Below are 18,260 nucleotides of genomic sequence, written 5' to 3'. Positions count from 1 at the left end.
ACCTGCGCCGACTACCGCGACAACGGCGATAAACAGCACAATCAGCCTTCGTCGTCGCATACGGTTTACTCCCAGGAGGGGGATCAGCGTGGCACGAGGACAGCGGGAGCCGATGCCCGGCCTGTACCCGGTGACGTTCGGCGAGATTGAACTGCTCCGGGACCTGGACAGGCAGGACGGCTGGGTGCTGTCCAAGGATGGCGTACCTCAGTCGTACGTTGACTTACAAGACCCTACTTATCTGGAATTCGAGTACGTACGCCTTATGGCAGACGTCATCGACCTTCTTCCGGAAGGCGCGCTCGCCTGCGTCCACGTGGGCGGCGGGGCGTGCACGATCCCGCGTTACGTCGCGGCCACCCGCCCCGGCTCCCGGCACATCGTCCTCGAACCCGACGGGCTGCTGGTCAACCTGATCCGCGAGCAGCTCGACCTGCGGTCCGTGCCACGGCTGAAGGTGATCGTGCAGGGCGGCCGCGAGGGCACCGCCAAGGTCTGGGACGACTCGGCCGACCTGCTGGTCCTCGACGCCTTCTCCGGCGCCACCATGCCGGTCGAGCTGGCCACGACGGAGTACATGGGCGACATCGCCAGGGTGCTGCGCCCGTCGGGCACGCTGCTGATCAACATGGCCGACGGCAAGGGGCTGGCCTTCGCCAGGCGGCTCGTGGCGACCGTCCAGGGCACGTTCCGGCACGTCGCGCTGCTGGCCGAGCCGGGCGTCATGCGCGGGCGCCGTTTCGGCAACCTCATCGTCGCCGCCTCGCGGGCGGAGCTGCCGATCGACCTGCTGACCCGCCGGGCGGCCGGTGGCCTCACCCAGGCCAGGTGCGTGCACGGGGAGGCGCTGACGAACTTCGTCGCGGGCGCCGCCCCGATCAAGGACGGCGACGCGGTGCTGGCTCCGGTGCCGCCTCCCGCCGTCTTCGGCTGAGCCCGCGCGCAACTCCGCGGATGCGCGGACGACGACTCACCGGGTGCGGTATGTAGGACGGGGCCGGTGGGCACGTGTTCCGCCGCGTCCGGACCCGAGCCTGAGTCGAAGGAGCTGCCATGTTCTCGCCGTCGAAACCGGCCCTTGCCGTCGTGGCGACCGCCGTGACGCTCACCGCGTGCGCGGGAGTGACCACTACGAACGTCGCCACCACGAGGCCGCTCACGATGTCTCTTGCCGGCTCCTTCGATTGGAACGTTCCACGATCGCTTCCGGCGCCCACCGCGCCACCCGTGGAGATTCCCGGCACGCCTGTCGGGCAGCAGTTGCGCTGGCTGCTCGACGCCCCCGCCAGGGCGCCGATCGGGCAGGCCGAGCTGGCCGAGCACCTCGCCCCGGTGTTTCTGGAGCAGGTGCCGACGGCCAAGTTCAACGAGACCCTGGCCTCGCTGCGCGGGATCCGGCTGGAGAGGATCCTCGGAGCCGCGCCCACCGCGCTGATCGCCCACGTGGTGGTCGGCGCCCAGACGCTCAAGTTGACGCTCTCGGTGGACGCCACCGGCAAGGTCGACTCCGCGCTGTTCGCCGTACCGGCACCTCCTCAGCCCTCGCCCACGAGCTGGGACGAGTTGGACCGGCGGGCGCGCAAGGCGGCGGCCCAGGTGGGCTTCCTCGCCGGTGAGGTGAAGTCCGACGGCACCTGCCGCCCGGCCCACGCCATAGCCGGTGGCGTGGCGCGCCCGCTCGGCTCGATGTTCAAGCTGTACGTCCTGGGAGCCGTCGCCAAGAAGATCGAGCAGGGCAGGTTCTCCTGGGACACCGCGATGACGATCAAACCCGAGCTGAAGAGCCTGCCGAGCGGCCGGCTCCAGGACCGTCCCGACAACAGCCAGGTGCCGGTGCTGGAGGCGGCCAAGCTGATGATCGCCATCAGCGACAACACGGGCGCTGACCTGCTGCTCCACCAGGCCGGCCGGACCTCGGTCGAGCACACCGTACGGTCCTGGCACGGCCCGGCGAAGCGGAACACCCCGTTCCTGAGCACCAGGGAGCTGTTCGCGCTCAAGGGCGCCGACTACCCACGGCACGCCAAGGAGTACCTGTCACGTGACACGGCCGGGCGGCGGGCCTACCTGTCGGAGGTCGTCGACAAGCTCCCGCTGTCCAGCGTCGTCGCGTGGGCCGCGCCGCGCGAGCTGGACACGGTGGAGTGGTTCGGCTCCCCCGCCGACATCTGCCGCGCCTACGCGGAGCTGGCGAAGAGCCGTGACAAGCGGATCGGCGAGGTGATGTCGCAGAACACGGGCGGGATCAAGCTGCCCGCCAAGGAGTGGCCGACGGTCTGGTACAAGGGCGGCTCCGAACCGGGCGTGCTCGACCTGAGCTACCTGGCCCGCACATCGTCCGGACGCACCTTCGTGGTCACGGCCATGGCCTCCGACCCGTCCGCCGCCCTCAATGAGGACCAGGTCTACGAGGAGCTCGTCGCGCTGGCGCGGGGCGCGTTCACCCTGCTCAGGACGTCCTGATCCGACGGTCGAGTTGCCGGTTCCCCGCAGAAGGGGCAGATCTGGAATAGTTGAAATCTAAACTTGGTTGAGCAGGGCAGATTCCGCCGAAGGGAGCCCGACATGCCCGCCGTCACCGTAGAGAACCTGCTCAGCCTGCCGCGTCTGCCAGAGCCGGTCGCCGGGGTGCAGGACCGCAAGGTGCTCGCCGTCGAGACCGCGCCGAGTGGCTTCGAGGGTGAGGGCTTCCCGGTCCGTCGCGCCCTGGCCGCGATCAAGCCGGAGTACCTCGACCCGTTCGTGATGATGGACCAGATGGGCGAGGTCGATTACGCGGCCGGCGAGCCCAAGGGCACCCCGTGGCACCCGCATCGCGGCTTCGAGACCGTCACCTACATGATCGACGGCGTGATGGAGCACCTCGACTCCAACGGGGGCGGTGGCACGATCACGAACGGTGACACCCAGTGGATGACCGCCGGCGCGGGCATCCTGCACAAGGAAGCGCCGCCGGAGTGGCTGGTGCAGCAGGGCGGGCTCTTCCACGGCATCCAGCTATGGGTGAACCTGCCCGGCGCCAAGAAGATGATCGCACCGAAATATCAGGACATCGGAAGCACCAGCGTCGCGCTGCTCAGCAGCCACGACGGCGGCGCCCTGGTCCGCCTCATCGCGGGCGACCTGGCCGGGAACACCGGGCCCGGCAGCACCCAGACGCCCATCACCCTGCTGCACGCCACGATCAGCCCGGGCGCGCGGCTGACGATGCCGTGGCGCAGCGACTTCAACGCGCTCGCGTACGTGCTGTCGGGACGCGGCACGGTCGGCACCGAGCGGCGTCCACTGGTCAGCGGCCAGTTGGCCGTGTTCGACGGGTTCGGCGACCGTCCCGGCCTGACCACGGCGGGCGAGACGATCACCCTGTCGGCGAAGGACACGATGGAGGTCATCATCCTGGGCGGCCGGCCGATCGGCGAGCCGGTGGCCCATTACGGTCCGTTCGTCATGAACACCCGCGCCGAACTGGTCCAGGCTTTCGAGGACTATCAGGCCGGGCGATTGGGATCCATTCCCGCCGCCTGATTTTTTGGCAGCGGAAATGACAGCACGATGATGGGCCGCCGTAATTCACGGCGGCCCATCGTGCTGAATGGGCCATTCTTTTACCGGCGGACTACTGTTTTCTTCGCCCCGCAGCAGTCGAACGGCTTGCTCACGCCCTTGGTACCTGACCTTGGCCATCGCGTAGCGGTGGTCGGTGCTGCGGTCGCAGATGATGATCTTGGTGTGGCTCACCAATCGGCGTCGGTGAGCACATTCCCGTGCCGGTCGGTCAGATAAGCACTGGGACTCGTCCGGGCGGCGGCCGAAGCGGCAGTGGTGCCCATGGTGGCGAGCGCGAGTCCGGCGATGGCGGTGACGAGTAACAGCTTTCTCACTATGCCCCCCTGTCGTTTGCATTTCCGCAGGAAAAGACGACGACATTCGCGGCTCATGAAAAGCTTGAGTCGATTTTCGCCGCGCCGTCAGCATCGGCTGGAGGTTGCCCGCCGACGGCTCGCCACACCAGTGCGGCGGTGCGTTGCGGCCAGCGTTCCGGCGGTTGGTCGTGGGCGAGAGCGCGGGCGTACCAGTTGCCCGTGCACAGGGTGACGGCGATCTCCAGATCGGCGTCGGCGTCGATGAGACCCCTCCGCATGGCCGTGTCGAGGATGGCGTGGAGACGGCGGCGCCTGGGGGCGATCACACGGGCGCGGTAGCGGGCGAGCACGTCAGGGGCGGTGGTGTCCTGCAGCATGGTGCCGACCAGCGACATTCTCCCTGGCCGGGAGACCGCGTTCTGGAAATCGGTCAGCTCGGCGACCAGATCCGCGAACGGATCTCCGGTGGGCGCGTCCTGCTCGGGTTCTTCCAGCGTGGCCACCGCGGCTGCGGCCAGCTCGGCTTTGCCCGGCCACCTGCGATACAGCGCGGGGCGGCTGGTGCCGGCCTCCTCGGCGACGGCGGCCAACGACATCCGCTCATACCCGTACGCCGACAGATGCCGCCGAGCGACTGCCAGGATCCGGGCGTCGATGGAGGCATCCCGCGCCCGCCCGATCTTCCGGGTCATGGTCCATCCCAATCCATTACAATGCTGTAATGTAATTAAAGTTACGGCTGGCTGAAGAGGTCCATCGTGGTCATCGAATACATCAGGTATACCGTCCCTCCCGCCCGCGCCGAGGATTTCGAGCAGGCATACCAGGAGGCAGCGGGCGTCTTGGACGAGGACCCCCACTGCCTGGGCTACGAGATCGCCCGAGGTGTCGAGGAGCCCGAGCACTACACCGTACGGATCGAATGGGACTCGGTGGAAGGGCACGAGCACGGCTTCCGCCGCAGCGCCCGTTTTGGGGAGTTCTTCGCCGCGGTGAAGCCCTTTTTCCCGCTCATCCAGGAGATGAAGCACTACACCACCCGGTTCGGAGCACAGCGATGAGCGTCTCGATGTCCATCGCCGGGCTACTGGCGCGGGCCCGCCTGCTCAACCGCGACCTGGCACCCGGCGAGCCGCTGGCCGAAACGGTGATCCGGCCGCTGGCCGCCCTGCCCGAAGCCGCCGCGGAGCCCGAGCCGCACATCACCGAGAACGGCTCGCCGAGCGACCGGTTATGGGAGTTGGCCAAGGATGCGACGCGGTTACGCGCCCAGCCTGGTGCCACGGAGGGCCTGATCGAGGCGACCGCCGCGTTGCAGCACCTGGCCTGCCTGTTCGCCGAGGATGCCAATGCCTTGGCGGCCCGGATCGCCGAGCTGGCCGACATCCAGGCCGACCTGGAGACGCGGATCGACGGCGCCCTCGACGGGCCGTATCTGGTCACCAACGCCACGAAGATCACCAACTGGCTTGGGGAGCCGATCCAGACGTTCCCGCAGATGGCGCTCTGCCGATGCGGCCATTCCGCCACGAAACCGCTGTGCGACGGCAGCCACGCCCGCCACGGGTTCAGCTCCGCCAAAGATCCCGACCGGGTGCCCGACCGCCAGGACACCCATGAAGGCGTACAGGTCACCGTGCTGGACAACCGCGGCATATGCGCGCACTCGGGGTTGTGCACCGACCGGCTGTCCACTGTGTTCCGACAAGGCGAGGAACCGTTCGTGGCGCCCAGCGGCGGCCGGTCCGACGAGATCATCCGCGCCGTACGAGCCTGCCCATCCGGCGCTCTCCACTATGCGATCGACGGCCTAAAGGGCCCTGATCCAGTACGCGAACCCACGATCGAGGTGTCCAAGGACGGCCCGTACCGGATCACCGGTGGCATCCCGCTCGACGGCGACGGCTCTCGGGAGCACTACAGCCTCTGCCGGTGCGGTCACTCGCGCAACAAACCGTTCTGCAGCGGCATGCACTACTACGTCGGTTTCGTCGACCCACCGCTGTCCGACGAACCCACGCTCTTCGAGTGGGCGGGCGGGCTTCCCGCGCTGACGCGGATGACGCACATCTTCTACGACAAGTACGTCCCGCAGGACGACCTGCTCGCGCCGCTGTTCGCCCGGATGTCGCCCGACCATCCCGAACGCGTCGCCGCCTGGCTTGCCGAGACCTTCGGCGGCCCCAAGCTCTACACCGAGCAGTACGGCGGTTACGACCATATGGTCGCCGAACATGCCGGCAAGTCGCTGACCGAACAGTGGCGGGCCCGCTGGGCGCAGCTCATCGGACGAGCTGCCGACGACGCCGGGCTGCCCACCGATCCCGAGTTCCGCGCCGCGTTCGCCGGCTACATCGAATGGGGTTCCCGAATCGCGGTGGAGAACTCCCAACCGGGCGCGACACCGCCACCACACATGCCGGTGCCCCAATGGTGGTGGGTGTGCGGGGCAAGACCGGGCTCCCGTATCTCCGCCCTGTCGCCGACCGCCGACCAGACGCAGATACGGCTCCCGGCACCGGACGAGCCGGTTCGCTTCACCGACCACATCAAACCGCTGTTCCGCGAGATGGACCGCAAGTCGATGAGCTTCGCCTTCGACCTATGGTCACACTCGGACGTCACCGAGCACGCCGACGCCATCCTGGACAGGCTCCGCGAGGGCAAGATGCCCTGCGACGGCGCCTGGCCCGCCGAGCACATCGACCTCTTCGCACGCTGGATCGCCGAAGGAACCCCATCATGAGGGCCGACGCTTCAGGTACCGGTAGTGGATCGACAAGTCGTGAAGTACGTACTAATGTACTGACTCATCATGAAGGACGTATATAAATCAGACTTCGACAGTGATCCCGACGGAAGCCTCTTCGATCCCGAGACCAGGGCCGCCATGCGGCAGTTCACCGACGGAGGCGACACTGCCGCATTAGAGGCCGCGGCCGCCGTCCGCACCGCCTTCCACGCCATCGAACGGATGCGCGCCCATGGCAGCCAGGGCAGGGGGTTGAGCTCCGGGGCGATGGACCTGCTGATGCGGCTCGGCGCCTCCGATGAGGACGGGGTGAGCATCGGGGATCTGGCCCAGTCCGCCGGTGTCAGCTCGCGGAACGTGACCGGGCTGGTCGACACGCTGGAGCGGGAGGGACTGGTGCGGCGGGTCCCGGACCAGCGGGACCGGCGTTCCGTACTGGCCCAGATCACCGCCGAGGGCCGGGAGTGGATCAAGGCGTTCAGCGAGCCGTCGCAGCGGGCGATGGCGGCGATGTTCCGGGATTTCACCACCGACGAACTGACCCGGTTCCGGCACCTCTGCCTCCGGGTGGCCGACAACCAGCACCGGCTCGCCCAGTACCTGGAAGGTGCCTCTTGAGCAGCGAGAGTCAGGCGCGCGACGACCTGTACGACGAGAACCGGGCGCGTGACGCCGTGCAGGGCGAGAACCGGGCGCATGGCGAACTGCGGGGCGAGAGTCTGACGCGTGGCGAGCGGCGGACGCGTGACGTCGTGCGGGGCTACCACGAGGCGCGGTTCCGGGGCGACGTGCCCACCGCTGCTGCCCTCATCGGTGACGAGTTCAGCTTCCGGAGCCCGCTCATGACCTCCGACGACGCCGCCGGCCACCTGGCCGGGATCGTCGGCTTCGTCAATGTGGTCACCGGGGTCGACCTGATCAGCGAACTGTACGGCGAGTCGGAGGCCACGCTCGTCTACGACGTCCACACCGCCACACCGGTGGGCACCCAGCGCACCGCCGAGCATTTCAAGCTCGTCGACGGCCGGATCGCCTCGATCCTGCTGATCTTCGACGCCACACCGTGGCAGCCGATGAGGCAACTGATGGGTTGAGGTGGCGGGCTGAGCCGACGGTTTGCGCGGGGTCAGTCGCCCGTAGTCGACTGTGGTGCGCGGTCGGCCGCCCGTGACCGGCCGCGCGGGCCCGGCTGGCCGCAGCCGACTGTGCGCGGTCGGCGGCGGTCTGCCATGAGCGGTCAGCGGTGGATGGTTACGTGGACGGCACGGCGGCGGCGGTCTGGCGCCAGATCTTGCCGTCTCTGATCACCAGCGTGCCGAATGTGGTGACCTTGTTGCCGGCGATGGTCATGAGGGCGCTGTAGAAGATGACGTCCTCCACCACCTGGAGCGACATGACCTCGACCACCTCGGGCTCGGCGGCCAGGTAGCCGGTGAACAGCTCGCGGATCTCGGCGGCCCCCCTGGCCACGCGGTCGAAGCGGACGACCATGGCATCGTCGTGATACTGCGCCAGCAGGGACTCCAGGTCTCGGTCCGCGATCGCGGCCAGCTGGCGGTCGAACAGGTCCATGAGGGTCATGCCTCTCCTCCGGGCAAGGGCCGGCGAAGGTCATAGGCGACCTGCGCCGCGCCGTACAAGAGAATCAAGGGGAGCGCCAGCGCGGCCGGGAGCGCGGACGTGACAAGCGTGAGTGCGGCGGCCGCGACGCGGACGCCGGCGGCCAGCCGGTCGCCGGAGCACAGGTGCTGGAGGCCGAGGGTGGCGAAGACCACGGCGGCGGGTACGCCGACGGCCCAGCCCGTGCCCGGATGGGCGATCGCGTGCTCGATCCCGATGCCGAACGCGACCAACCCCAGCGACAGCGGCAGATGAGAGTAGACCCAGACCTGTCCCGCCATCTGGGTACGCAGTACCACGGACTCGTCGATGTGGCCGAAGTACAGCCACCAGAAGGTCATGGCGATCGCGATGCCCGCGAGGGCGATCAGCAGCGTGGCCGGTGTGACCGCGTGCCCCTTCAGCCCGACCACCACCGCGGCGACGACCTCGCCCAGCACGATCACCACGAACAGCCCGAACCGCTCAGGCAGGTGCTCACTCTGCGGCGGCAGCGCGCCCTGGTGCCGCCGCGCCAGCAGCGGCGTGACGAGATCGATCACCATGGCGACGCCCCACAGCACATAGCGCAGTGGCGGATCGACGGCCAGCGACGCCACCCAGATGACCGCCGACACCGTGAACCCGGCCACATAACGGCTGGTCAGCGGCCGCCCTTCGGGCACGTGCCGTCCCGCCCGCAGATAGGCCACGATGAGCAGGACCCGCACGGCCACGTAGGAGAGCGCGAACAACGCGGACCGCTCTCCGATTTCGCCCACGCTCGCGGCCATCGTTCCGATGGCCAGGATTTGTGGAAGTACGAGCAGGCGATGGCTCACGTCATCGGTGTCGAACCGATTCGCGTAGAACACATATCCCGCCCAAGCCCACCAGACGGGAACGAACAACCCGACGAACGCCAGAACCCGCCCGACCTCGGTCCCTTCGGCCAGCACATCGGCCAACTCGGCCACGGCCACGACGAACACCAGGTCATACAGCAGCTCCAGCCAGGTGGCCCGCCGCTGCACCCCCTCGAACAGCCGTAACCGAGGCGGCTGCCAGCTCCTACCCACCCGTACCTCCAACGTGTAATCGTGTAATTATGCCGCCCTGGAGGTCTGGTTTGTGCGGGTTTATGAGCCCAGTTGGCAAGGATCATCGACCGCGCTCGGGCTGGACGAATGGCCAAGCCACTTCCTGCGCGGATGACTCCGAAATCGCCCCACGAACGGCGACGCTATCGTCCCATGAACCGCATCGCGGAACCGGCCCGCAAACAGCCGCAGCATCGGCCTGCAAACCGTCGCGGAAGTTCGATGCCGCCCTCTGGTCAGGAGATTAACCGGCGACGCAGGTGCCAGGACCGATGCCAGGGTGCCGATGCCCCCTGGTCGACGGCCACCTTGACCGTAGAGGTGAACTTCGACGTGGTCGTGAACCTGGATGTCGGCGTGATGGCCACGCCGATCGGCACGTTTGCGTGAAGAGCAGTACAAGGTGAGCGAGGTGCACGGCATCGGTTGAGTAGGGGGTACTCACGACAGAACACCCAATCAGTCCTACCTTCGCAAAAAGAACGGACGATGGGGGGACACCATGCACTTCGTTCCATTAGCGCCAGACGCTCTGGCCAAGTTGGAGACCCGCTTCTACGAGCTGAAGGAGGCCGGGCTCCTGCCCGAGCACCTGACGTTCGAGGACTACTACGCGATGTGGCGCTCCGAGCGGCGTGGGCCGCGCTCGGTGGGCCTGGATGACGGCAACACCACCCCGCTCGCCCCCGACGTGAGCCTGATCAACCGGCCGCCGAAGAAGCTCAAAGGCGTCATCAAGACCCTGGTGCTGCTGGTCGATTTCGAGGACCGACCGCACGATCCGGCTCACGACGCGGACCACTTTAGGCGGCTGCTGTTCGGCACTCAGCCGGGCAGCATGCGCGACTTCTACCGAAAGGTCAGCGGTTTCACCGACGACCACGGCATCGATGTCCAGGGCGAAGTGTTCGGCTGGTTCCGGCTGCCGCAGACGCTGGCCTTCTACGCCAACAACAAGTCGGGGATGGACGAGCTCAACTTCCCGCGCAATGCCCAGGGCATGGCGCACGACGCCGTGCTGGCCGCGCAGGAGGCGGGCGTCGAGTTCGACCCCTCCTTCGATGTGCTCGACGAGCACCGGGTCACCGCGCTGTTCGTCGTGCACGCCGGCCCGGGCGCCGAGACCTTCGCCGACGCCGCCGGGCTGCAGTTCATCTGGAGCCTGAAGTGGACCGTCGGCGAGCAGCCGATCACGGTCGGGCCCGGTCTGCAGGTGAGCACCTTCCTGACCGTGCCCGAGGACTGCAACGTCGGCGTCTGCGCCCACGAGTGGGGGCACCTGGCGGCGCGCTGGGCCGACTACTACGACACCGACCGGGCGCAGACCGGCGCCAAGTCGCACGGGCTGGGCAACTTCTGCCTGATGGCGGCGGGATCATGGGGCAACGGCGGCGTGACGCCCGTTTTCCCGACCAGCATGCTGCGCATGTTCCATGACTGGGTCACTCCGCGCCTGGTCACCGCAACCACCAGGGGCATCACGCTCCGGCCGGTGGCCGAAGGCGGCGACTTCGTGGTCGTCCACAACGATCGGACGATGAAGGACACGCAGTACCTCGTCGTCGAATACCGCCGCCAGCAAGGGCAGGACAAGTTCCTTCCCGACCAGGGCGTCGCGGTCTACGTGGTGGACGAGGCCATACCCAACGTCGACGACGAGCGCCGCCTGGCGATCGAGCTGATGCAGGCCGACGGCAAGCGCCAGCTCGCCAGGATCGGCAGCCTGGGGAACAGGGGCGACGCTGACGACCTGTACCCATCGCCGGGCAACGCGAGCATCGGCAGGGACACCTCACCCGCGCTGAATCTGCCCGGGGGCGGATGGACCGGCGTGACCATCGACATCTCCGGCACACCAGGCGATGAGGAGATGACGATCGACGTCATCATCAGCCCGTAGGGAAACGGCGGCGTCGGCATCCGGGCACGTTCTCAGGCAGGGGGCGCGGACCCGGACCCGACGCCGCGCCGAATCGGAGCCGACCGGCCTACGAATGACCACGGGGTCGGCCAAGAGTGCGCACGTCACGGCGCCCAGCCACGTGAACCGGAGGAGCGTGCCCCTGGAGGGAGCCCGGCCACGTGTGGCGGGTGGGGCCGGCCCATGCCGGCCGTAAAGGAAACTGCTCTTCGAACGAGAGCGAGCCGTAAAAACAGGAGAGACGTCAGCCCAGGGTGAGGCAGGCGACACGCGGCGCGGGTGGGGCGGACGGGGCGGTGGCCTTGGCGTGAAGGACCAGGGAGCGGGGCAGGGCGCCCGTCAGCGGCCAGTCGTGGTGGGCGGTGGCGCGCCCGCCGCCGGAGTTGTCCGTCTTCAGGTCCAGCCACACCTCGCTTGAGGCATCAGCCTGACCGGCTACGTGCTGGAAGTGCGCGCCCGCGTCACCGGGATGGGTCCCGCAGGGCGCGACGTGGAGGTGGGCGCCATACCGATGGTCGGGCAGCAGCCCTTCGACCACCAGCGAGGTCACCGTCCTGCCGCCGGCGGACTCGGCGGTCAGGCTCGCCTGGGCACCCTTGGGGACCAACTTGCGGTTGTAGACGATGGCCGCCGTGGTGCGTCGCTTGAACTCCCCCGCGCCGGTGAGCGAGGTGGGCGCCGAGACGACGCTGGGGCTGGCGCTCTGGGCGGCATCCCGGTCAGCCGCTGGATCGGACGGGCTCTGCGCGCAGCCCGCGACCGTGAGGACCAGCGCCAACGCCGATGCGCGCGCCCTCAGCCGACCCGGCCCTCGGACGGATCCGCGTGCGGCGCCGCCCAGGTCGGCGGACTTCTCCTCGACGACGAAGCCGGGGTATCCGGGGCGCGGCGACCGGCCGGGCAGGCGGACGGATGCGGGCTTCCTCGGTGCGGTGGCGGGTGTGGGCAGGCGCATGGGTACCCCCGGAAGCGGTGACGAGCCTGGGCCAGGCTCACGGGGCCACCACTCTAGCGAGTAACCGACTGGCTACGCACCGTGTTTGACGGCGATCCCGTCGATCAGGCCGGCCAGGATGAAGTCGTTCTCCGTGAGAGCACCTTTGTCGTGGGTGGTCAGCGAGAGGTGGAGTTTGCGCCACCGGATGTCGATGTCGGGATGGTGGTTCAGCTCTTCGGCCTGGACCGCGATCTCGTCGACGATCCGGATGGCCGTGGGGAAGTCGGGCGCGGTGATCGTGCGCCGGATCTCGTTGCCTTCCCTACGCCATTCGGGCAGGTCGTTGAGCTTGCTGTCGACGTCCATACGCTCACGTTACTTCAGCGCCCCCGCGCCGAGCCCGGATTGGATCTGGCGCTGGAAGATGATGTAAACGATCATCACGGGGAGGATCGCCATGCTGAGGGCGGCGAACAGGCTCGGCCAGTCCGCCTCGTAGCCGGCGATGGTGGAGATGTCGGCGATGCCCTGGGTGATGACCCACTTGTCCTTGTCGTCGGTGAGGAGGACCAGGGGCAGCAGGTACTGGTTCCACTGGCCGAGCACGTTGAAGATGGTGATGCTGATCAGGCCGGGCTTGGCCATGGGGAGCATGATCTGGAAGAACGTGCGCGTGTGGGAGGCGCCGTCGATCGACGCCGCCTCGGCCACGGTGTCCGGCAATGTACGGAAAAATGCGGCCAAGAAGAAGACCGTGAACGGCAGCGAGTACGCGATGTAGACCAGGATCAGCCCGATGTGGGAGTTCAGCAGGCCGAGCTGGAGGACGACGAAGAACAGCGGCCCCAGCGCCAGGAAGATCGGGAACGCCATCCCGGCCACGAAGAAGTAATAGATCACCTTGTTGCCGAAGAACTTGTAGCGCGCCAGGACATACGCCGCCATCGAGCCGAACAGCATCGTCCCAAAAGTGCTGAAAAATACGACGATAACGGTGTTGAGCATGTACTGCCCCACGTGGGCCTTGTCCCAGGCCCGTCCCCAGGCGTCGAGCCGCAACTGGCCGGGCAGTTGAAGCGCGTCCCCGAAGATCTCCGTGTTGTTCTTGAAGGACGCGAGGAACGTCCAGAGCAGCGGCAGAATGATCAGCAGCGCCCAGATGAAGAGCGCCACATGCGAAAGGCCGCCGAGCACGCTGGGCCGCGGTCTGGCCGGACGAGGCATGGCCATGTCAGAGTTCGATCCTCTCGCGCCGCGTGGTGCGCAGGGTCAGCACCGCGAACGTCACGGTGAGAAAGAACAGCACGACGCCCATCGCCGAGGCGTAGCCGACCTTGGAATAGGTGAAAGCGGTCTTCCAGATTTCCACCGGCAACACGGTCGTGGCCCCGTCGGGCTCTCCTTTGTCCCCGGCGAGCACCAGGATCAGCGCGAACCCGTCGAACGCCGCGATCCCCAAATACACCCAGCCCACCTGGATGGTGTCGCGCAGCAGCGGCAGCGTTATCGAGAAGAACAGCCGGGCGCGCCCCGCTCCGTCGAGTGCCGCCGCCTCGAAGTAGTCCTTCGGGATGGCGGCCATTCCGGCCGAGAAGAGCACCACGTAGAATCCGACGGCCTGCCAGATCATCACCGCGAGTATCGCCCAGAGGGCCAGGTTCGGTTCGATGAGCCAGCCGACGGGATCGAAACCCAACTTGATCAGGACTCCGTTGATCACACCGCTCTCGTCGGGCCGGTAAACCGCCTTGAACAGCACTCCGACCACGGCCACGGCGAGCACCTGGGGGAAGAAGAACACCACCCGATAGAACCTCGACCCCCAGATACCCTTCATTCCCGCACCCCGCGATCCCCCGCCCAGGTTCAGCAGGAACGCGAAGAACAACGCGAGGACGACCGTCACGAGCGGCAGCACGAGCAGCAGGATTCCGTGATTGCGCAGGGCCCGCCAGAAGACCTCGTCCCCGAACAGCCGGGTGAAGTTGTCGAACCCGACATAGTGCAGCCTCGACTTGTAGCCGTTCCAGTCCGTCAGGGAGATCTGGAACGCCTGGATGTAGGGGCTGATCACGAACACCGAGTAGAGCGCGACCGGAACGGCGAGAAACCCGGCGACGAACCCGTACTTGCGCAACCGCCGCATGGGTTACTGGCTCCGCGTCTGCTTGGTGACGGACGAGTCCTTCTTGATGGCGTCCGCCTTCTTCTGCATGTTCTGGCAGAACTTCTCGGGAGTGATGCGCCCGGCCATGACCACGTTGATCTGCTGGGTGCCGTAGTCGAACAGTTCCTTGTACCAGCCCTCGAAACGGGCGTCGGTGATGATGTTCTGCCCGGCGGCGTCCTGCGCCTTGGCCGCGCTCTTGAGACCCGGGGTGAGGTCCAGCCCTTCGGCCGCGCCGTTGACCACGGTGAGGTTCAGCGTCTTCTCGGTGAAGCCTTTGGCGCCTTCCTTCGACAGCATGATGCGGAGATATTCCAGGCCGCCCTGCGGGTTCTTGCCTTTGGCGGAGACGAAGAAGTTCTCGCCGACGCCCACCTGGATGGCCCCGTACGGCATCTTGTCGGCGGCCGTGACGTCGGGGACCGGGGCGATGGCGTACTCGAAGTCCTTGGGCTTGTCCTTGGCCATCTCGTTCTCGATCCACGAGCCGACCGGGTAGAAGAGCAGCTTGTTCTGGAGCTGCTTGACCTGGGTCTGGGTGTGATCGAGGCCGAAGTACGCTTTATCGCCATACAGCGTCTGGATCTCCACCCAGGCGGTGATCGACTGCTTCATCGCCTCGGCGTTCCAGGCGTTGTCGACCAGGTTGTCGATGTCGATGATGACCTGGTTGCCGCCGATCTTGGCGGCCGTGTAGAGGGCGTTCCAGAGCTGGTAGTACGGACCCTTCTGCCCGGGATAGGCGAACAGCAGGATGCCCTCCTGCTTCGCCGTCTCGCCGAGCGCCTTGAACTCCGCCCACGTCTTCGGAAGCGCCCATCCCTTGTCGGCGAAGAGCTTCGCGTTGTACCAGAGGGCGCGGTGGGAGACGGTGTAGTTCAGGACGAGGTTCTTGTCGTCGATCTTCGCGTTGTCCAGTACGGCCGGCGTCACGGTGTCGCGGACCTTCTTGGCCGGATCGTCGAGCGAAGGCGCGTCGAACAGCGCGGTCAGATCGGCCAGCTGGCCCTCATTGGCCATGGCGGCCAGGTCGAGCGCCTCGGGGCCCGAGTTGTTGACCACATCGGGCACGTCACCGCTGACGAAGCGCGGGCGGAGCTGGGTGCCGATCTGCTGGGTCGCGTTGTGCTTGACCGTCGCTCCGGGGAACCGCTTCTTGTACATCTCCTCGTGCAGGTCTTTGGCGTACGCGTCGCCGTACCCGCCGCTGAAGATCGTGACCTCCAGCGGCTTCTTGGCGTCGACGCCGAACGGGTTCTTGGGGTCGGCGGAGACTGCGATCGAGCCGGTCGGCGTCGCGGTGGGCTCGTCGCCGGCGCCGCTGGTGGCGCAGGCGCTCAGCAGGCCCGCGCCAGGACCGGCGACGAACGCGGTCAGGCCGATTCGGCGCAGCAGCTGACGACGAGTGATCTCTCCCGGGTGGGTCATGGGGGCTCCTGAAGAGGACGGATTAGGAAAGTTTCCTAACCGTTTGCCCGAAGGTACGAACGGCCGCCCGCGCACGTCAAGGGGCGCAATCGAGACGTAACTTTTGCCGCGATCGTCCTCCATGAAGGACAGTAGAGCGCCGCCGCCCAAACAGCCACCCGTAGCCGTACCTGTACTCGTCTTCAGTTACCTGTGCTCGCCTCGTACTTCAGCCGAAGTGCGCTCGGGTCTCGGCGAAGGCCAGGTCGGTTCCCTCCAGGGCCCGCGTCACGTCCTCCTCGGTGTGCGCCGCCGACATGAACCAGTTGTGCCACGGGTGGATGTACACGCCGTGCCGCAGGCAGGCATCACTCCAGTACAGGGCGGTCGACAGGTCGGCGTCGCCGTCGAAGCTCAGCCACGGGATGGTCACGGGCCCCGTCTGGTTCACCACGAACCCGTGCGCCTTGGCCTGCCCATACAGCCCCTCACGCAGCTGCGTCCCGGCCCGCTCCATGGTCGCGATGCCCTCGGTGTCGCGCAGCGTCTCGATCGTCGCCTTCGCCGCCGCCATCGCCACGGCCGAGAACCAGAACGATCCCGTCGAATACAGCGACTGAGCCGGCCCGCGCAACGCGTCCGTGCCGGTCACGGCGGCTATCGGGTAGCCGTTCGCCATGGCCTTGGACCACGCCGTCAGGTCCGGCCGCACGCCATAGGGCTCCCACGAGCCCCGCAGGTCGATCCTGAACCCCGCCCGCACGTCGTCGATCACCAGCGCGGCGCCGATCCGGTCGGCCAGCGCCCGCGCGGCCCGCGCGAAAGCAGGCTCTACCAGTTCCTGATCCTCGAAGGAGTCGTGTTTGAAGGGCGTCACGATGATCGCCGCGACGTCCCCTTCGACGGTGGCCGCCGCGGCCTCCAGCGACTCGATCGAGTTGTAGTCGAACTCCACCAGGTCGGCCCGCTCGTTCGGCGTCGTCCCGGCGAGCGACGGGGTGCACCAGGGGTCGGCTCCGTGGTAGGCGCCGTGGGCCATCAGCACCTTCGTCCGGCCGGTGGCCGCTCGGGCGACCATGAGCGCCTGGGTGGTGGCGTCGGTGCCGTTCTTGGAGAACATCGCCCAGTCGGCGCTGGGCACGGTGTCGACCAGCAGCTCGGCCAGCTCGACCATGACCGCGCCCGGCCCGTTGAGGCAGTCGCCGAGAGCGAGCTGCCGCGCGGCCGCCTCCTCCACGCGCGGGTGCCGGTGCCCGAGCACGACCGGGCCCCAGCTGCACATGAAGTCGATGTACTCGCGGCCGTCCACATCCCACTGGCGACAGCCTTCGCCTCGCTCGAAGAACTGCGGATATCCGGGGGCGAAGATCGCCGCGTTGAGGTGCCCGTACATTCCGCCGGGCACGACCTTCAACGCCCGCTGACGAAGTTCAGCGTCTGTCATCTGAAATCCTTCTTTCCAAGTTCAATACACCGCGGGGCTCTGCGCGACCGGGGCTCCGTACGGCCGGCATCGTGGTCACGCCAGGAGGGCGAGGGTGGATTCGAGGTCGGTGAGGCCGGCGTCCGAGCCGAGCCCGGTGGCGACGCGGGCGGCGGCGGCCGTGCCCCAGCGGGCAGCGCCCAGCACGTCCTGCCCGTGCAGCAGACCGGTGATGAACCCGGCACAGTACGCGTCCCCGCACCCGGTCGTGTCGCTGACCTCGACCTTGAGCGCGGGCACCTGCTCGATCCCCGCCTCGGTCACCACCAGGCTCCCCGCGCCTCCCATGGTGACGAGCACCCCGCGCGGCCCTTCCGCCAGCAACGCCATTGCCGCCGCCGACACCTCCGCGATCGATCCACCCGCCAACGCAGCCGACGATCCGTCGGGGGTGAGGCCCGCCGCCATGAGGAGGGCCTGGGAGTCGTTCGGGAGCACATAGTCCACGTGCGGGAGGAACGCCCGTGCCATCCCCAGCAGGTCCGGCATCTCGGACAGCAGGTCCATCGTCACGATCACCCCGTCCGCCCGGAGCGAGTCCAGCAGCGAGAAGAACGCTGGATCACCCAGTCCGAACGTCACGTCCATCCCGCCCAGGTGAACAGCCCGGACCTCACGCAGCCGCGCCACGTCCAGGTCCGAGGACGTGACTCCGAGGTTCGCGCCGGGGACGTGGAAGCTGGGGCGGCCGCCGTCGGGGCGGATCGGGAGGATCGAGGCCGCTGTCTGTTCTCCGGCCTTGCGGGTGAGCTGGGAGACGTCCACGCCGCGCTTGGTCATCACCGCCACCAGGAAGTCGCCGAGTTCGTCGTCCCCGATCGCGCCCATGGAGACGACCTCGTTGCCCAGTTTGACCAGGTCGACCGCCGTCCCGGCCGCGGATCCCGCGGCGGTCAGCCGGATCTGGTCCACCAGGGCGGTGTCCTGTCCTTCCGGGATGTACGAGACGGGCCGGGCGAGGATGTCGACGATGTGCACGCCGACAGTGGCCACAGTGGGGACGGTTGGCTCGGTCATGGGTCTAAATAGAC

20 protein-coding genes are annotated in these 18,260 nt (G+C 67.6%); 9 read left to right on the top strand and 11 right to left on the bottom strand.

Annotated features, from left to right (window positions below; translation table 11 throughout):
• The first annotated feature begins 88 nt into the window (after positions 1-88).
• From ACGFNP_RS42370 to ACGFNP_RS42360, 3 genes are all read left to right on the top strand, one after another.
• Positions 89-934 (top strand): fused MFS/spermidine synthase, encoded by an 846-nt coding sequence (locus ACGFNP_RS42370; protein WP_358322547.1) that lies wholly within the window; start codon positions 89-91, stop codon positions 932-934.
• 119 nt (positions 935-1,053) lie between these two features.
• Entirely contained in the window at positions 1,054-2,463 is a 1,410-nt protein-coding gene (locus tag ACGFNP_RS42365; protein WP_393328493.1) for a serine hydrolase, read from the top strand.
• A 102-nt stretch (positions 2,464-2,565) separates the two neighbouring features.
• Positions 2,566-3,525, top strand: a complete 960-nt coding sequence (locus ACGFNP_RS42360) for a pirin family protein (RefSeq protein ID WP_393328491.1) — start codon at positions 2,566-2,568, stop codon at positions 3,523-3,525.
• A gap of 209 nt (positions 3,526-3,734) precedes the next feature.
• Here ACGFNP_RS42360 and ACGFNP_RS42355 read toward each other — a convergent pair whose 3' ends face one another.
• Positions 3,735-3,881 (bottom strand): hypothetical protein, encoded by a 147-nt coding sequence (locus ACGFNP_RS42355; RefSeq protein ID WP_393328489.1) that lies wholly within the window; start codon positions 3,879-3,881, stop codon positions 3,735-3,737.
• A gap of 53 nt (positions 3,882-3,934) precedes the next feature.
• A complete protein-coding gene (locus tag ACGFNP_RS42350) occupies positions 3,935-4,555 on the bottom strand; it encodes a TetR/AcrR family transcriptional regulator (RefSeq protein WP_393328486.1) in 621 nt (206 codons plus the stop codon).
• 66 nt (positions 4,556-4,621) lie between these two features.
• On the opposite strand from ACGFNP_RS42350, the gene ACGFNP_RS42345 reads away from it, so the two are divergent.
• From ACGFNP_RS42345 to ACGFNP_RS42330, 4 genes are all read left to right on the top strand, one after another.
• Positions 4,622-4,924 (top strand): antibiotic biosynthesis monooxygenase family protein, encoded by a 303-nt coding sequence (locus ACGFNP_RS42345; RefSeq protein ID WP_393328483.1) that lies wholly within the window; start codon positions 4,622-4,624, stop codon positions 4,922-4,924.
• Positions 4,921-6,609 carry a CDGSH iron-sulfur domain-containing protein gene (locus ACGFNP_RS42340; protein WP_393328480.1) on the top strand — a complete coding sequence of 563 codons (1,689 nt, stop codon included), beginning with the start codon at positions 4,921-4,923 and terminating at the stop codon, positions 6,607-6,609. Before ACGFNP_RS42345 ends, ACGFNP_RS42340 begins: the two co-directional genes overlap by 4 nt.
• Positions 6,610-6,678: 69 nt before the next feature.
• Positions 6,679-7,233, top strand: a complete 555-nt coding sequence (locus ACGFNP_RS42335) for a MarR family transcriptional regulator (protein WP_358322595.1) — start codon at positions 6,679-6,681, stop codon at positions 7,231-7,233.
• The gene (locus ACGFNP_RS42330; RefSeq protein WP_393328477.1) at positions 7,230-7,709 is read left to right on the top strand and encodes a hypothetical protein; all 480 of its coding nucleotides are present in this window, start codon (positions 7,230-7,232) and stop codon (positions 7,707-7,709) included. The genes ACGFNP_RS42335 and ACGFNP_RS42330 overlap by 4 nt, the downstream gene beginning before the upstream one ends.
• Positions 7,710-7,866: 157 nt before the next feature.
• Here the strand turns inward: ACGFNP_RS42330 and ACGFNP_RS42325 are convergent, their stop codons facing one another.
• Together ACGFNP_RS42325 and ACGFNP_RS42320 are read right to left on the bottom strand one after the other, a co-directional pair.
• Entirely contained in the window at positions 7,867-8,196 is a 330-nt protein-coding gene (locus tag ACGFNP_RS42325) for a nuclear transport factor 2 family protein (protein WP_393328474.1), read from the bottom strand.
• Positions 8,193-9,293, bottom strand: a complete 1,101-nt coding sequence (locus ACGFNP_RS42320; protein WP_358322603.1) for a low temperature requirement protein A — start codon at positions 9,291-9,293, stop codon at positions 8,193-8,195. Before ACGFNP_RS42320 ends, ACGFNP_RS42325 begins: the two co-directional genes overlap by 4 nt.
• Before the next feature lie 174 nt (positions 9,294-9,467).
• Between ACGFNP_RS42320 and ACGFNP_RS42315 the strand changes: the two genes are divergently transcribed.
• Together ACGFNP_RS42315 and ACGFNP_RS42310 are read left to right on the top strand one after the other, a co-directional pair.
• Complete coding sequence (locus ACGFNP_RS42315) at positions 9,468-9,704, top strand: hypothetical protein (protein WP_393328472.1); 237 nt, start codon at positions 9,468-9,470, stop codon at positions 9,702-9,704.
• A gap of 112 nt (positions 9,705-9,816) precedes the next feature.
• Positions 9,817-11,214, top strand: coding sequence for a M6 family metalloprotease domain-containing protein (locus tag ACGFNP_RS42310; protein WP_358322606.1), 1,398 nt, complete (start codon positions 9,817-9,819; stop codon positions 11,212-11,214).
• A gap of 265 nt (positions 11,215-11,479) precedes the next feature.
• Here the strand turns inward: ACGFNP_RS42310 and ACGFNP_RS42305 are convergent, their stop codons facing one another.
• The 7 genes from ACGFNP_RS42305 to ACGFNP_RS42275 all read right to left on the bottom strand — a co-directional run bounded on the left by ACGFNP_RS42305 (position 11,480) and on the right by ACGFNP_RS42275 (position 18,246).
• Positions 11,480-12,190 (bottom strand): hypothetical protein, encoded by a 711-nt coding sequence (locus tag ACGFNP_RS42305; protein WP_393328469.1) that lies wholly within the window; start codon positions 12,188-12,190, stop codon positions 11,480-11,482.
• Positions 12,191-12,262: 72 nt separating this feature from the next.
• Positions 12,263-12,538, bottom strand: a complete 276-nt coding sequence (locus ACGFNP_RS42300; protein ID WP_358322612.1) for a 4a-hydroxytetrahydrobiopterin dehydratase — start codon at positions 12,536-12,538, stop codon at positions 12,263-12,265.
• 9 nt (positions 12,539-12,547) lie between these two features.
• A complete protein-coding gene (locus ACGFNP_RS42295) occupies positions 12,548-13,402 on the bottom strand; it encodes a carbohydrate ABC transporter permease (protein ID WP_358322615.1) in 855 nt (284 codons plus the stop codon).
• 1 nt (position 13,403) lies between these two features.
• Positions 13,404-14,318, bottom strand: coding sequence for a sugar ABC transporter permease (locus ACGFNP_RS42290; protein WP_358322618.1), 915 nt, complete (start codon positions 14,316-14,318; stop codon positions 13,404-13,406).
• 3 nt (positions 14,319-14,321) lie between these two features.
• Positions 14,322-15,767, bottom strand: coding sequence for an N-acetylglucosamine/diacetylchitobiose ABC transporter substrate-binding protein (gene ngcE, locus ACGFNP_RS42285; protein WP_358322621.1), 1,446 nt, complete (start codon positions 15,765-15,767; stop codon positions 14,322-14,324).
• Between the two features lie 208 nt (positions 15,768-15,975).
• Complete coding sequence (locus ACGFNP_RS42280; protein ID WP_393328464.1) at positions 15,976-17,190, bottom strand: aminotransferase class III-fold pyridoxal phosphate-dependent enzyme; 1,215 nt, start codon at positions 17,188-17,190, stop codon at positions 15,976-15,978.
• 75 nt (positions 17,191-17,265) lie between these two features.
• Positions 17,266-18,246 (bottom strand): carbohydrate kinase family protein, encoded by a 981-nt coding sequence (locus ACGFNP_RS42275; RefSeq protein ID WP_358322624.1) that lies wholly within the window; start codon positions 18,244-18,246, stop codon positions 17,266-17,268.
• Positions 18,247-18,260 lie beyond the last annotated feature (14 nt).

It is taken from the genome of Nonomuraea sp. NPDC049269 (genome assembly GCF_043197155.1).
Classification (GTDB): domain Bacteria; phylum Actinomycetota; class Actinomycetes; order Streptosporangiales; family Streptosporangiaceae; genus Nonomuraea.
Note: the sequence above shows the minus strand (reverse complement) of the source record. Positions and strands in the feature narration are given on the sequence as shown.